Here is a 15213-nt window from a genome sequence, read left to right on the forward strand (position 1 = left end):
AGTTGAGCAGGCGATTGCCCGCTTCCAAAATACCCAGGAGGAAATTTTGGCGTTGTGTGGGTTGCGGGAAGCAGCTTAATCACCTTTTGGTTTTTCTTATATTACTGAGAAATGACGCGCGTGCCCTGGAAATATTTATCTGAAAAGCTATAGTTAAAATCATTCAATCCAGTGGTCTCGGCTATTTAACATCCCCCTGATATCATTTCATAAGGCAATTTCCCAAAAAATCATAACTGCATCCAGGTACTTTCCCATGAAACAATTCCACCTCTCCCTTGGGATCTCAAATCTGTTCATCAACCGGCCAGTGATGACAACGCTGGTTATGCTTGGGATTCTCTTGTTTGGGGTGCTGGGGTACAACGCGTTGCCGGTCAGTGACTTGCCCAACGTTGACTACCCTTCGATTTCAGTTTCAGCCAACCTGCCCGGCGCCAGCCCTGAAACCATGGCCTCTGCCGTTGCCTCACCCCTGGAGCGACAGTTTTCCGGGATTGCCGGAATTGATTCAATCAACTCACAAAGCTCCCAGGGGTCAACCCAGATTACGATGCAGTTTGCCTTGAATCGCGACATTGACGCAGCCGCGCAGGATGTCCAAACCGCAATTTCCGCGGCACTTGCCCAGCTCCCGCCAGGGATGCCCTCTCCGCCCAGCATGCGCAAGGTGAACCCGGCTGATGCCCCCATTCTGTTTATGGTGCTGAGTTCGCCGGTTTTACCGCTGACCACCGTCAATGAATATGCCGAAACCGTGATTGCACAGCAGATTTCAATGGTGAAAGGGGTCGCCCAGGTACAGGTCTTTGCACCCCAGAAATTTGCGATTCGGGTTCAAATTGATCCGCACGAACTCCAATCGCGGGGCATCGGGATTGACGAAGTCACCTCAGCCATACGCCGGGGCAATGTCAATCTCCCAGTGGGTTCAATTTACGGAACTGATCAATCACTCACGCTCCAGGCCAACGGGCAACTCAATAATTCGGCTGAATACCAGCAGTTGATCGTGACGTACCGCAATGGCGCCCCTGTCCGGTTAAAAGACGTGGCCACGGTCATTGAGAGCGTGGAAAATGACAAAAATGCCGGATGGTTCAACGGCACCCGGAGTTTTACGATGGCCGTTCAACGCCAACCGGGGACAAATACAATTGAAGTCGTTGATAATATTAAGCTTCTCCTGCCTCGTCTCCACGAACAGCTCCCCGCCTCGGTGAGACTTGATATCCTCAATGACCGGTCAGCTCAAATCCGCGAGTCAGTTCACGATGTCCAGTTCACACTGATGCTGACGGTTGGGCTGGTGGTAATGGTCATCTTTCTCTTCTTGAGGAATGTGCGGGCAACCATCATACCCAGTCTTTCCCTTCCGGTTTCCATTTTAGCCACCTTTGCCGTGATGTATGTACTGGGGTTTAGCCTCAACAACCTGTCGCTGATGGCACTCACTCTGTCGGTCGGGTTTGTGGTGGATGACGCCATTGTGGTTCTTGAAAACATTGTTCGTCGGATGGATCTGGGCGAACCTCCGCGTTCCGCTGCCCTCAACGGAGCGCGTGAAGTCGGGTTTACCGTGGTTTCGATGACCATTTCCCTGGTTGCCGTCTTTATTCCGATTTTATTTATGGGCGGGATTTTGGGGCGGTTATTTAAAGAATTTGCCATCACCATCAGCCTGGCAATTCTGTTCTCGGGGTTTGTTTCCCTTTCGCTGACGCCGATGTTGTGCAGCCGGTATTTGCGCCCCACGGCGGAACACAACCAATCCTGGTTGTATCGGCTGACGGAAAAAATATTTAACGGCATTCTGAAAGTCTATTCCCAGAGTCTGCGCGAGGTGATGCGGTTTGGGAAAACCACACTCACGATTGCGTTTATCCTGATTGGTATAACCGGATGGATTTTTACCCAGGTCCCAAAAGGGTTTATTCCCAACGACGACTATGGCTTTATCTTTGGAAGCACAGAGGGGATTCAGGGAATTTCCTTTGCGGAAATGAAAAAGATCCAGGAACAGGTGGTTGCCATTGTCCGCCAGGATCCCAATGTGCTGGCGGTGTCTTCAAACGTTGGGGCCGGGGGCAGAAATTCGACCTCAAACAGCGGTTCAATGTTTGTCAAACTCAAACCCTTAAAGGATCGAAAAGTCAGCTCCGAGCAGTTTATCAATCAAATTCGCCCCAAACTGGCCAAAGTTGCCGGGGTTCGGGTGTTTTTATTTAACCCCCCGGCCATTCGGATTGGTGGCATTTCCTCGCGGAGCGTGTATCAGGCGACGCTCCAGGGCACCGATATTGCCCAATTAAATGCCGCAGCCCAGCAGCTTGAACGAAAAATGCGCGGTATCAAGGAGTTGCAGGATGTCACCAGCGATCTGGAGAACCGCAATCCGGAACTTGAGGTTTCGATTGACCGCACACAGGCAGCCGCCTATGGACTGTCAGTTGAACAAATCCAATCGGCATTAAATGACGCCTTTGGAACCCGGCAGATTTCAACCATTTACACCGAAACGAACGAATATCAGGTCATTGCCGAACTCAAACCTGAATTTCAGCGAAATGTCGAGTCAGTCACATTGCTTCCCATTCGATCCAACACTGGGAAATTGGTGCCGCTGGGCGCCGTGGCCTCGGTACAGGAAAGTGTCGGCCCACTGGTCATCAACCACGTTGGCCAGTTGACCTCGGTCACGATTTCATTCGGGCTGCGGCCAGATATTTCACTGAGTCAGGGAACGGCATTGATTCGTGAAGCTTCAACTGGATTGTTACCGGCGGATATCGCCCTTTCCTTTCAAGGTACGGCTCAGGTATTTGAAGAATCAATGAAAAACCTGAACTGGTTGCTGCTCATCGCCGTGCTGGTTATCTATCTGGTTCTCGGCATTTTGTATGAAAGCTTTATCCACCCGTTCACCATTCTTTCCGGATTGCCTTCAGCCGGGATGGGGGCACTGTTGACCTTGTTGCTATTTCAACAGGAACTCAATGTCTATGGGTTTGTGGGTCTCATCATGTTGATTGGAATTGTGAAGAAAAATGCGATTATGATGATTGACTTTGCCCTCGAAACCCAGCGGTCATCGGGGTCTTCACCGGAAGAAGCCATTTATCTGGCCTGTGTCGTTCGCTTTCGTCCAATTATGATGACAACGATGGCGGCCTTGATGGGAACACTGCCCATTGCGCTTGGGTTTGGCGCCAGTGCCCAGGCCCGCCGGAGCCTGGGATTGACCGTGGTCGGAGGGCTGGTGGTATCGCAAATTCTGACGCTGTATTTGACCCCAGTGGTGTATGTCGCCCTTGAACGATTCAAAGCCCGGTTTGGTTATGCCGAATCAAGTTCTGATCACCTGTTCCTTTTAAAAACCAGGTCGTTACCAACGAACTTTAACCAGTAAGGTCAAATCTTTTGATCTCGATCCAAAGGCACAGGCTGGGCTGGGCCTGCGGTGTCTTCGTGTTTCTTTTATTGGAATGCTGTCTACCAGTCTGGCAGGCCATGTGCCTTTTGAATTGGGCAATTCACCTGGCCAGACATTGAAGTCATTCACCTTGGTGGAGAATTGTCAAAAACCGTCAAACATTTGACGATGTCAACATCCGGAGCCCAGTTAACCCTCTGGAGGATGCGCAGCATGTTGTTATATTACCGGAAACATCAGGGCCTGATGGGAGCGTGGCTGGAGCGGCTTTTCGAACCATCCTGGCATAAAATCCAAGCCTGGGAAAACTCTGGTACGGAAAATGCCTATTCATTGGCCAAGGCCGCCGACTCCCAAAACCTTCTTTCCTTGATGCGGCAAGCTTGGCAAGAAACACAGGGAGGGCGGCTCTCTCCTCCACGACCCTGGTAATTCAACCGAAGAAGTAAGAAACCGGGTCGCATTGAAGGGTCAAGGGTTATTTCAGTCTTAATAAAATTGAACAAAATAAAATCAACAGCTTTCATTCTGGAGGAATGGTTGAGTTGAGACCAGTCCTGTGGGGCCAGAGCCGGTGATCGGGGATAAATTGATGGCTGCGGGCGGCGAGAAAACCAGCCGTGCCGAATCCCAGATTTCCAACCAGTCTCTAAGTACAAGTCCCCATAAATAAGGGGTGGGAATTCGGTTCCTCCGAATTGGCTTTCGCCCGGATGGGCGCCGGACAATAGCCGGTGGTTTGCCGCTTTGGGCACACCACCGGAGCGTCGGTCCACAGTGGTTCGCGCCCGGATGGGCGCTGGAAGCTGGTTTGGGTCCCGGTTTTCGTGGAAGTTTCGGCTACTGGCTCACGACGCCTGTTCCAGCGCCCATCCGGGCGAAAACCAATGTTTCTCCCAGCGGGTGGTTGAATTTGATCCCTCTTTTATGGAAATTTGTACTAAAGCTAGAATAAATCAAAGATCGCCAAAATAAGAAGCGCCTGCTGGAAATGGCTGACACAACAGCAGCAGGCGCTTCGGTGGTTGTCGAGGGAAATGATTTGGATTACCAAAGTTCAACGCCAGAGTTCGAGGTTGGTTCCAAAATTAAAAACACTGGTGACAAAGACTGTCCATCTGCCGCAAACAGGTATGTCCAGAGTTGACAAAATCCGTCAACCAGGTGCATTCCCGCCAAAGAGTACTCAATTTAACTCTTTAAAGAAGAATAGTTTAAAAAAAATTAAGACTCCTGGCACACAAGTTGTAACCAGAAAATACATCTCAATCAAATCCGCACAATTGAATACTGAAGACACTGGGACCCGGGTCGTTGCCAACAGGTTTTTTAGCGACAGAGTCCTGCCTATAGGTGTTGTGTATGCGAGTGACTGGAAATCTATTGCCTGATGGTGAGCGACTCAGTGATGGGAGTGGCACAGGGATAAGTTCTAAACCTGTAATCTGGAAATTTACCAGCGTAGTCCTGCTCGTTGGATTAGCGATATCCCTTGGGTTTAATTACGAAATGCTTAGACAGCAAAAAATCCGCCTGGCCGACCAGCGAGCCTGTTTGCTCCTTCGACTCATTTTCCAGGCCCAATACTCCCGCCAGTTGATCAATTTTAATGGAGGATATGCCACTGAATTGTGGGAGGTTTGGCCTCCGTGCCTTAAATCTGATGTAATCTGTACCATTGGTGCAGACAATGAATACCACATCAATCAATACCAGCGTACCCGGGCCCAATTCGAAAAATCTTATCTCATCACCGGGTTTCAGGTTTCCAAAAACACAAATCCTTCAAAATCAACATTTTATGTAACCCTTGAACCAACGATCAAAACCGGGTTCTTTCAAACCGGATCAGATTGTTTTTACCTTGATCAAACCGGAGTCATAAAACATTCAGGGTCGGCTCAAATTCCGGCGGGACCAACCAGCCCGCGGCTGGATGAGTTTGAGTACCTGTATTTCAAACCACGGCTATATCTGAACCCCCGGTTTTTTCCATTTCCGATATGGTTGCACCATTTTGCAATGATGTTATCGCATTAGCACAAGGTTAAGTTGTTGATAAAATTGTATTTCCCTTAGCTATTAGCCCAATCCCCTCAGTCCCAAATGGCATTACCCCGCTTAGCCTGACCTTAACCCCACTTTGTTGTGAGGAGAACCATGTCCAATCTCATCATTCGCTCAATGGGTTTGCCCACCCGGTGTGAAATTTGTCATCAGTTTGATCTCTTTGATCAGGAGTCAAATTTCTGTGCCAGGTGTGATGGGCTGGACCTGCAATTTGTCCACGGGTCAGCCGGCGTTCACTTACCGGAATCGGAGCCGCTTCAGCTAGGGTTTTGGGGAATTTGTACTTACTTGCTGGTCGGCGGGATTGGAGGGGCCTTTGTTTTCAACATTGGTATTTTAAGCTGGGCTGAGTTTTTTCAGTCTGGAACCAATCTCATCATCGCAGTGTCCTTGCTTTTGGGTATTTGGGTTACATTGTTGTGCATCCCAGTGATCCTTGATCATGCGAAACCAATTGAAATGACACCTCCCTTTCAACCTGCGATTGAACCAGGAAGTGTTTGGATTCCAATTGTCAAAAAACAAATTCATTGGCGATGGATTCTCCTGATGGCTGCCTCGTTTTTGCTGACCGGGGTGAGCTTTTTCCTGTTTTTGCAATACGTTACACTCAATAATACAAAACTTGTGGAAATGATTAATGCGGGTGAAGCCCACAAACTGGACCTTTTGCTTCAGCTTGGGGTGAATCCAAACACCATTTATGAGGACACCCGGTACTTTTCAAACACCTTTCTTTCCTTTGCGATTGAATCTCAGGAGGTGGCTGTTGTAGAGGTATTATTGCAACACCATGCCGATCCCAAGTTACTCGTTCGATCCCAAAAACCTCAGTACAATGGTCAAGCTTCATTCAAAACAATGCTGGAAATGGCGGCTTCACTTGGCCAATCTCGTTCGGTTTCAGGTTTACTGCGGACGTGTTTATGGGCTGAAATTGAAAAAAATGAGGCACTTGCGGCAGCCGTAAAAAACAAACATGTATCAGTTGCTCAAACATTGTTACGTGTGGGTGCCGACCCCAATTTCTCTCATAATCTCCCGTTACATCTGGCTATCAGGGCCGGGCACTTGAAAATGGTCAAATTGCTTTTAGCCTGGGGAGCCGATCCAGGTATTGATGAGGGCAGCTCCCTCAAGCTGGCAAAATTGATGGGCGAGAAACCAATTTTTGACGAATTAAGCCAGCTTGCATTACTTGAAAAACCAATTCCACCCCCAGAACTTAAACCTCAGCCCAATCAACCCCAGACGGATGGCCTTTTGATTTCACTTGTCCTACATTCTTTTTGTTCAGAACAGTTGGCTCAGGGGAAAGGAAATATTTCGATCATTTTAACCAATGTTTCAGGTCAGAACCTCAAGGTGTGGAAGACCAATTATAACGATAACCGCTGCCCCTTCAGACTGGAATATCTGGATGAATGGGGACACTCAGGCTTTATTTATCAGCCCAGGAATGTCTGCTCTGACTTCCAGCCCACACCGCATGTGTTGGTTCCATTTGAATCAATCGAATTCCAAATGCGACTGAATGATTCGACCTGGGTTCAATATCCCAAAACTTCAGAATTCTCGAAGGATCAAATCCTCCGCTTCCGCGCGGCATATGATTGCCCGAAGACAGATGCCCTGGTTCAACAGCATTTCTGGACAGGTGTTATTGCTACTCCCTGGACACCCGTTCCTGGCTAAATCAATCCGCAAAAGTTCAAAGACCTGAAGGTTGTGAAAAATTCAGCCTTCAGGTCAGTGGGGAGAACCAGAAAAACTAACATTTCTCAAGTTTGGTTATGCAACACCGAAGTAATTTTGTTAACGGCATCTTCACTGGCTCCAATGATTTCCCGGGTAAAGACGCCAGCCGTTGACTGAATCTGGATGATGGACAGCGCAACCGCCGCTATTACTTCATGTACTCGCGGGTCATTTAACGAAATTTTTTGGTTCCCAAAAAAAGTGTTTGGGCGTTCCGCGGCTTCATTGATCAGGCGCTTCATCAGGTACACCGCCGGGCTCAGAATTCGTTTTTTCTGTTCGATTGGCTTGTCCTGGCACATATGCTCGATCTGTTCGGTACAGGAGCGCCCCTTTCCATTTTCAGGATCAATGTGCATTTGCACGGAAGGCAGATAGTCAGGTGACAACAGTCGTTTGCGAAGCATAATGATGAGGACTTCGATTCCTTCTCGGACCAGCCGTTTTTTGAGCCACTCCTGAAGTGGTTCAGTTTCATTTTCCGGTCCAAAAATATAGGACATCATGCCTGGGACGAGCTGACGCGCAATCTGCCAGTCCGACTCATTCGCATTCAAATCCGGCTCTTTGAAAGGATTGAGGAATTGTCCGGTTTGATGGATGTCAAAATAATTCATATGGCGACCTTTAAGTATGAAAAGAGTGCCCAAGATAAGGATTGGCAGGATAACCAGATTGAGGGAGTGTGACGCTGTATTTTCATCATCCATCAACTGGAAATTTCCGGCAAGGACTTTTCACAAATTTCCACCAGACTCTTTCAAATTCATCGAATCCAACCTCTGCCGCTACAATTCTGGTGCGAAAAATCGAGTCACTGATATATGCTCCCGCCCCAACTCAATCCTTTTCAATCCGCGAGTATTTTCGGTTATGTCTTTTGCCCTGTTCCACATCCTGGGTTTGGTACTGACTGGATGTCTGGCCCTCTCTGGATTGGGCTGGTCCATCCAGGCTAAGACACACCAGGAAATCCAGCCTCACCCCCAGCCGGCATCCCAAACGGAGCCCGAACCTCCATCAGTCCCCAGTCCCCCACGCTGGAAATGGGAATATACCCTTCGAAATCGAACCGGCCTCAAGCTCAACCAGCCGCACGTGGTGCAACTTTCCCGGACAATGGTTGATGTCAAAGGCGTATGCGAATTTAACCCGACCTGGAGACTCACGGTTGAAGGCCGGGCCAGTCTGGATCCAGTCCACCGACTGGGTTATCCAACCGGAGTTTGGGCCGAACCACGCCAGGTTTTTATTGAAGGAACCGTGAAAAAAATCGGTCTCAAGTTGGGACTTCAGCAACTGGTTTGGGGTCAGGCAGATGGGCTTCGGGTGCTGGATGTCATCAACCCGCTCGATTACCGCGAATTTCTTCTGGATGATTTTCTGGATTCACGCCGTCCGTTGTGGATGGCACGGGCTGATATTCCCATCGGCACCGGGTCGCTTCAGGTCGCCTGGATTCCCTATTTCGCGCCTGGACGGCTACCGGTCAATACCGATGAATTCGGGTTTGGAAAATCGTTCGGACTGGGGCTCTTTGAAGCCCAGGCAGCTTTGACCGGAACCATTGCCACCAGGGTCGAACCCACCCGCCGCCCCGCGTACCGCCTGAATTCAAGCCAGATTGGGCTTCGATATAGCCAGACTCTGGGAAACTGGGACGTCACCGCAAATTTTTTTCACGGATGGGAAGATGTCCCGACGCCGTACCCCAAAGGAGTTGAATTTTCACCTCAACCCACCGTGGTTTTTGAGCCAGATTTTGACCGCAAAACCGTGCTTGGCGGGACCGGTGCCACGACCTTTGGGCCGGTTGTGCTGCGACTTGAAGCAGGTTGGAATTTCAACCGCTCCCAATTTTTGAGAAAATCGGCCACTGACATCGGATTTGAGAAAAAAGGACAATTTTCAAGTGTTGTGGGTTTGGATTATTCACCCCGCCAATGGCTCTGGTTGAGTGGTCAGTACTTTACCCAGGTCATTGCCGCACCGGGTTCGCAACTCTTTGTTCCTAAAACCAACCACCTGGTTTCAGGATATGCCAAATTCAATTTTTTTCGTGAAACTTTGAGACCAGAACTCTTTATCCTGACTGGCCTGAACCAGTCGCAATACCTGATTCGGCCCCGAGTGTACAAAAGCTTTGGTGACCACTGGAGCGTTGGACTGGGAGCAGATTTTTTTGGCGGGAATCCCAAATTGAATGCTTTCGGCTTCTTCCAAAACAAAGACCGGGCGGTACTTGAAATAAAATGGACCAAATAAATGGAGCGCACCGGCGCAGACAGATTTGAGGTAAAAATGAGCTTCCCCACGCTTTTTCGAAATAATAAACCGGTGATTGGAATGATCCACGTCGGGGCCCTCCCCGGAACACCCGCCAGTCACCAATCAGTGGATGAGATTGCAACCGAAGCACTCCGTGAAGCTCGACTGCTTCGCAACCTGGGGTTTGACGGTCTGATGATTGAAAATATGCACGACACGCCCTATTTGAAAGGAAGCGTTGGGCCGGAAATCGTGGCGGCCATGACCGTGATTGCCTCCCGAATGAAAGCTGAAATTGACGTGCCGCTTGGAATTCAGATTCTGGCGGGTGCCAACCTCGAAGCCCTGGCCGTGGCCCACGCCGCCAATTTTGATTTTATCCGCGTCGAAGGATTTACCTTTGCTCACGTGGCGGACGAAGGGCTGATTGAATCTTCAGCCGCCAAACTCCTCCGGTATCGCCGAATGATTGGCGCCGACCAGATTCAAATTTGGGCTGATATCAAGAAAAAACACTCATCGCATGCCATAACCGCAGATGTGGGGTTAGGCGAAACGGCTGAAGCGGCTGAATTTATGCGGGCTGATGCGGTGATTGTAACCGGCGCGGCAACCGGGAAACCGCCCAACCCGGCAGATTTTGGTGAAGTGAAGCGGCACTGCACCTTGCCGGTCATTCTTGGGTCAGGAGTGTCTCCGGAAAACCTCGAATTATTCTTTCAACTGGCAGATGGCTTTATTGTCGGTTCAAGCCTGAAAGTAGCCGGGAAGTGGTCAAATCCAATTGATCCAAAACAGACCTCAATTTTCATTGAAAAGGTCAATGCGCTTCGACAGGCTACCCAATCAATACGTGATAGTTTTTAAAGACCAGGAAAAGTGCCACTGCCATCACAAAAACGGCAAACCCATTGCGCAAGCTGGAGGCGCGGACACGGGTCGAAAGTGCGGTTCCGCCAAGTGTTCCGGTAACGGCCAGCAGGGCGACCAGCCCCGTCAATTTCAAATCAAAATGTGCCTGACTCAAGTGACCCAGCAATCCAGCCGCGCAGTTAATGGCAATCACCACCAGTGACGTTCCAACCGCGTCTTTCATATCCAGACCAGCAAACAGGACCAGGGCTGGAACAATCAGGAACCCGCCACCGACGCCCAAGAATCCGGTTAAAACCCCAACCACCATTCCAACTCCAATGGCTTTGGGCATACTGGGTGGACCTTCTGGCGTTTGTGAAACTTCATCCGACTGGTCTTTTCGGGTCAGCATCAAGGTAGCCACAACAAGCATCAAGGCCGCAAACGCCAGCATCAGCGCGTTGGAGGAAAGAAGCCGGGTAAATCTGGCGCCAACCACCGCGCCAGCCATCCCAGCACCACCAAAAATCAAACCGGTTTTGAGTTCAACACAGCCATTTCGATAGTGAAGCGATGCTCCAACCAGACTCGTCGCCCCAACTACGGCCAGCGACATGCTGATGGCATCGTGGGCTTCAACCCCAAGCACATAGACCAGTACCGGGACTGTAATAATTGAACCGCCTCCACCGATTAAACCCAAAGAAAACCCAATCGCGGCGCTTAAAATCAACCCAATGATAAATTGAAGACTCACGTTGTGCTCCGTGGTGTAAGGGAAGGATGGTGAAACTACCAAGCATAGAACAGAATCAGGGGAAATACCTAATCGGACAATTTTTTCTGTTTCATTCCCACTCCACCACGGACTACGGGAACTGATAAAAAGCAGGCCGATGGTTCACTTTACCTGAGCGACTTCAAATTTCACGCCTTCAAAAGGTGTATGGTTTTGGATCAAAGATTTCAACACCGTGCCAATTGAAGTTTCGTCATTCCCACTTATCAAAAAAATGGTTGATTTAGGATTGCGTTTGACCGCCAGCACAAACGCACGGTATTTTTTGGCGGCTTGAAGTGCCTGTTTGAGGGCGGGCTTCCCTAGTATTTTTTCCCAGCTTTCCAGTTCCTTGACCTGACTTGATTTCAAAACTACCAGTCCATTCATTCCTGGGTAGGTCTCAAATGCAGTGAGGGCATCAGGAGAAAGTCCATTGCCGACATAGGTGCTGCTATATCCAGCTCGGATACCTCGGGCCAGTTCCTGTGCCAGAGGCCGAAACCCGGCATCAGCCAAAACACTGGTTCGAACAAACAGACGCAAATGCGGGTCACTTATCCTGTCACCCAGGGCCTGGCGGGCGGTCGAGACATATTCATCAACAAACCCATCAAAGAGCGACTGACCCGATTCAATTCGTTTTCGAATTGCCGGCATCATCGCTTTGGCGGTTTTATCAATAAATGGATCGTTGTAAAACGACTGGTCAATCGCAATAAATTTTTCGAAATACTGGCTGGTCGAGACTTTTTGAAATACCAGCCCGTTGCCCAAGGCCGTCGCCAGCACTTCATCCAGAATGTGATACACGGCCAGTGAATCCGGGTCCGGGTGCCTCGCAAAGGCATTGACCAGGGCAATCCGTTTTTCAACCGGCGACAGGCTAAAGAAATGGTGAAAAACTTCGTGGAGCACCACATCAATTCGCTGCTCTGGCCTTTCGCCTTCCAGCACTTCAACAGTTGAAAAGTTGTCAAAGACTTCGCCGCTGGTGTGCTGATTTTTGGATTTGGGACGCGCCATCAAAAAAATGTTGATCGCATAACCCGGTGCAATTTGGGACTCATAAAACCGGGCGACCTGATTGCTGAATTCGGTGAGATTTTTCTGAGCCATGAGATCGGTAAACTGTTTGACGAACGGCTCGGAAATCCGCTTGCCTTCGGTTTCCCACCACGGATGAAACCGAAGCTGGAAACTTCGGAGAATCGCTGTCAACTGGTAGGCATCCGCCGGAAGGACCGTCACGGCCAGGGCTGACTGGTAATCATCAACGTTGGTCGCAATTAAACTGGCAATCCGGATTTTCTTGCTCAAATCAACATAGGGTTGAACGGGCGGATTGGGCTGATACAGCGGCTCCTCGGGCAGTTGCCCAAGTTTAACTGATTCAAAATATCGCTGGCGGCATTCACGCCACTGGGCAAGGAGTCTTTCATCTTCGGCTGACCAGCCGATTTTATTTTTCCACAGTTCGCGAAAGACTTCGCCTGAGCCCATTTCCAGGCCAGCCATGGCATCAAGCTGATAACACAGGTTGGAAAGTTCAGTGGTGTAAAAGTGAAAGGTAATCCCCTGGGGATTTGATTGAGGTGGGAAACTGGCGGTAAACCCAGAAATTGAAAACAGCCCAAAACACAGAAAAAGCAAGATGATTCGGCGCAAAGCCAGATTCATAGGTATCTCCAGGCACAGAGTGAGATTGAGTTCATTTTGAGGTTGGGGGAGAGCAAACAGCAACTCCATTACAGCCTGTTTTACCTGGAGAGTTCCATTTTTTAGGGCGGAAGACATTGGGCGGAAGACATCGGGCTGAGAAAACCAGGGCTGAGGGCCTGGGGCTTGGGGCTGAAGGCTCGAAGACTCGGGGCAATTGAAGGGATGAGGGATGAAATAAAACCCATTCTTCAGCCCAAATATTCAATTCGACTTTAGAAACCAAAGAAGGGTAATCTGGGGTTAAAGGACAGCCGTGAACTTCAACTGAGACTTGGAGCTGGAAACGATGATTCTGACTGAAATAGAAATGGTAAATTACCGGGGCGCCTCAGCTTTGAAGCTGGAGTTAAACGAAAAACTGAATGTCTTTTTTGGAATGAATGGCGCGGGAAAGTCAACTGTTTTAGATGCTATTGCTCTCATGCTCTCGTGGCCTGCGAGCCGAATCCGTCACACCAACAACCCTGGACGACCGATTTCCGAAAGCGAAATTATGAATCATAAGTCTTTCGCCTCAATTGAAGTATCGTCCAATACGCCTCAAGGGAAAGTGAATTGGAAACTCTTGAAAAATAGGGCTGGTCACCTTGCCTCGGATGAAAAGAGCCAATTTCTCAAATTGAATGACTATACACGGTGGCTTCAAACACAAATTACAGAGACTTCGGAGCGCTGTAACCTTCCAGTCTTTGTGTATTACCCGGTCAACCGGGCGGTTGTGGATATTCCACTGCGGATTCGGGACAAACATCAATTCAGTTTACTTTCAGTTTATGAAGAAGCTTTAATCAGCGGCGCCAACTTCCGAACGTTCTTTGAATGGTTTCGGGAACGAGAAGACCTTGAGAATGAAAACCGAAAATATTTAGGCAGTCTCCTACCGCCTGAAGATTTTCAGTTTCCAGACTTGCAACTTGAAGCCGTTCGTCAGGTCCTTTCGGAATTTCTTCCGGAGTTTTCCAACCTTACCGTTCGTCGCAACCCTTTGCGTATGGAGGTCGAAAAAAATGGTCGGCGACTGGCCGTGAATCAGCTTTCTGATGGCGAAAAGTGTTTGGTGGCTTTGCTTGGTGATCTGGCTCGAAGGATGGCCATTGCCAATCCTCGACTTAAAAACCCGTTACAAGGAGTGGGGATTGTCCTGATTGACGAAATTGATCTCCACCTGCACCCAAAATGGCAACGTTTGATTGTTCCCACATTAGTCAAAGTATTCCCCAACTGTCAGTTTTTTATTTCCACCCATTCACCCCATGTTATTTCCCACGTGCAGCCAGAGGATTTGTTTCTGCTTGAACAAACAGGAACGGATATTATCGCCACGAAGCCAAACGAGTCCTATGGAAAAAATGTAGATCGTATTTTAGAAGACTTGATGGGATTGGAAACGACCAGACCTGATCAGGTTCATGTTGACCTTCAGAAAGTGTTTCAAGCCATTGAATCTGGAAACCTGGATGATGCCAGAACCCGAATTTCAGCACTTCAGAAAATGATAGGGAGTGATCCAGAATTGGTGAAAGCCGGAGTCCTCATTCGCCGAAAGGAACTGATCGGCAAATGAAGTACATCGTAAAAAACGTTGAACCTCAAGCGTTTACGGACTGGAAGGCTCTGGCGAGTGAAGACTGGAAACCGTCATACGACAAGCTAAGTGGAGTTGAAAAGCAGACGGTCAAGGCCGCCTTAATGCGAGAGCAGGGAGATTTGTGTTGTTATTGTGAGCGGCGATTGACTGACGAGGACTCTCATATTGAGCATTTTAGACCCCAACATGACTCGCTGGTTGATCCTTTGGATTTTGCCAATCTGTTATGTTCTTGTCAGAACAAACTCATGGCTGGTGAGCCCCGGCATTGTGGGAATTTGAAAGGTGACTGGTTTGATGACCGATTGTTGATCTCACCTCTCAACCCAGGATGTGAACAACGGTTTGTTTATTATGGCAATGGCACGATCCATCCTGCAAATGCTGAAGATGAAGCCGCCAAAATAACTATTCAACGTCTTGGGTTAGGAATTGCTAAATTGAATGACCTTCGCAAAAAAGCGATAGATCCTTTTCTTGATGAATCACTAGACGATAGGGAGTTCAAGACTTTTGTGGCTGCCTATTTGCAGCGAGATAATGAAAATAGATTTGGGGAGTTTTGGACAACGATTCACTCTTTATTTGGCCAGGATCAAGAAAGACCAGGGCCTGGGGCTCAGGGCTGAAGACATCGGGCTGAGAAAACCAGGGCTCAGGGCTTGGGGCTCAGGGCTGAAGAATTGGTTTTATTTCATCCCTCATCCCTTCTTTTGCTCCGAGCTTGCGAGTCTTCAGCTC

General features: G+C 49.0%; 10 protein-coding genes. 7 read left to right on the forward strand and 3 right to left on the reverse strand.

All coding sequences use genetic code 11. The features are described 5' to 3' along the window. The first annotated feature begins 256 nt into the window (after positions 1-256). The 3 genes from HY774_24500 (at position 257) to HY774_24510 (ending at position 7198) form a co-directional block, all read left to right on the forward strand. Positions 257-3409, forward strand: a complete 3153-nt coding sequence (locus HY774_24500) for an efflux RND transporter permease subunit (protein ID MBI4751655.1) — start codon at positions 257-259, stop codon at positions 3407-3409. A 1386-nt stretch (positions 3410-4795) separates the two neighbouring features. Continuing rightward, complete coding sequence (locus tag HY774_24505) at positions 4796-5473, forward strand: hypothetical protein (GenBank protein MBI4751656.1); 678 nt, start codon at positions 4796-4798, stop codon at positions 5471-5473. A 120-nt stretch (positions 5474-5593) separates the two neighbouring features. After that, positions 5594-7198 (forward strand): ankyrin repeat domain-containing protein, encoded by a 1605-nt coding sequence (locus HY774_24510; protein MBI4751657.1) that lies wholly within the window; start codon positions 5594-5596, stop codon positions 7196-7198. Between the two features lie 86 nt (positions 7199-7284). Here the strand turns inward: HY774_24510 and HY774_24515 are convergent, their stop codons facing one another. Beyond that, positions 7285-7878, reverse strand: coding sequence for a hypothetical protein (locus HY774_24515; protein MBI4751658.1), 594 nt, complete (start codon positions 7876-7878; stop codon positions 7285-7287). 256 nt (positions 7879-8134) lie between these two features. Between HY774_24515 and HY774_24520 the strand changes: the two genes are divergently transcribed. Both HY774_24520 and HY774_24525 read left to right on the forward strand, forming a co-directional pair. Continuing rightward, positions 8135-9526, forward strand: a complete 1392-nt coding sequence (locus tag HY774_24520; GenBank protein MBI4751659.1) for a hypothetical protein — start codon at positions 8135-8137, stop codon at positions 9524-9526. A 36-nt stretch (positions 9527-9562) separates the two neighbouring features. After that, positions 9563-10396 carry a BtpA/SgcQ family protein gene (locus tag HY774_24525; protein ID MBI4751660.1) on the forward strand — a complete coding sequence of 278 codons (834 nt, stop codon included), beginning with the start codon at positions 9563-9565 and terminating at the stop codon, positions 10394-10396. Here HY774_24525 and HY774_24530 read toward each other — a convergent pair. After that, positions 10368-11141, reverse strand: a complete 774-nt coding sequence (locus HY774_24530) for a sulfite exporter TauE/SafE family protein (protein MBI4751661.1) — start codon at positions 11139-11141, stop codon at positions 10368-10370. The two genes, HY774_24525 and HY774_24530, sit on opposite strands and share 29 nt — an antisense overlap. A gap of 144 nt (positions 11142-11285) precedes the next feature. Further along, entirely contained in the window at positions 11286-12842 is a 1557-nt protein-coding gene (locus HY774_24535) for a hypothetical protein (protein MBI4751662.1), read from the reverse strand. 328 nt (positions 12843-13170) lie between these two features. Between HY774_24535 and HY774_24540 the strand changes: the two genes are divergently transcribed. Further along, positions 13171-14448, forward strand: a complete 1278-nt coding sequence (locus HY774_24540; GenBank protein MBI4751663.1) for an AAA family ATPase — start codon at positions 13171-13173, stop codon at positions 14446-14448. Beyond that, positions 14445-15101, forward strand: coding sequence for a TIGR02646 family protein (locus HY774_24545; protein ID MBI4751664.1), 657 nt, complete (start codon positions 14445-14447; stop codon positions 15099-15101). The genes HY774_24540 and HY774_24545 overlap by 4 nt, the downstream gene beginning before the upstream one ends. The last annotated feature ends 112 nt before the right edge of the window (positions 15102-15213 follow it).

This window comes from Acidobacteriota bacterium (assembly GCA_016208495.1).
Classification (GTDB): Bacteria; Acidobacteriota; Blastocatellia; order Chloracidobacteriales; family Chloracidobacteriaceae; genus JACQXX01.

Coding starts and splice junctions, on each gene's coding strand:
- HY774_24505 (MBI4751656.1), top strand. CDS start 4,796: ATGCGAGTGACTGGAAATCTATTGCCTGATGGTGAGCGACTCAGTGAT.
- HY774_24515 (MBI4751658.1), bottom strand. CDS start 7,878: ATGAATTATTTTGACATCCATCAAACCGGACAATTCCTCAATCCTTTC.
- HY774_24540 (MBI4751663.1), top strand. CDS start 13,171: ATGATTCTGACTGAAATAGAAATGGTAAATTACCGGGGCGCCTCAGCT.
- HY774_24545 (MBI4751664.1), top strand. CDS start 14,445: ATGAAGTACATCGTAAAAAACGTTGAACCTCAAGCGTTTACGGACTGG.
- HY774_24510 (MBI4751657.1), top strand. CDS start 5,594: ATGTCCAATCTCATCATTCGCTCAATGGGTTTGCCCACCCGGTGTGAA.
- HY774_24520 (MBI4751659.1), top strand. CDS start 8,135: ATGTCTTTTGCCCTGTTCCACATCCTGGGTTTGGTACTGACTGGATGT.
- HY774_24535 (MBI4751662.1), bottom strand. CDS start 12,842: ATGAATCTGGCTTTGCGCCGAATCATCTTGCTTTTTCTGTGTTTTGGG.
- HY774_24525 (MBI4751660.1), top strand. CDS start 9,563: ATGAGCTTCCCCACGCTTTTTCGAAATAATAAACCGGTGATTGGAATG.
- HY774_24500 (MBI4751655.1), top strand. CDS start 257: ATGAAACAATTCCACCTCTCCCTTGGGATCTCAAATCTGTTCATCAAC.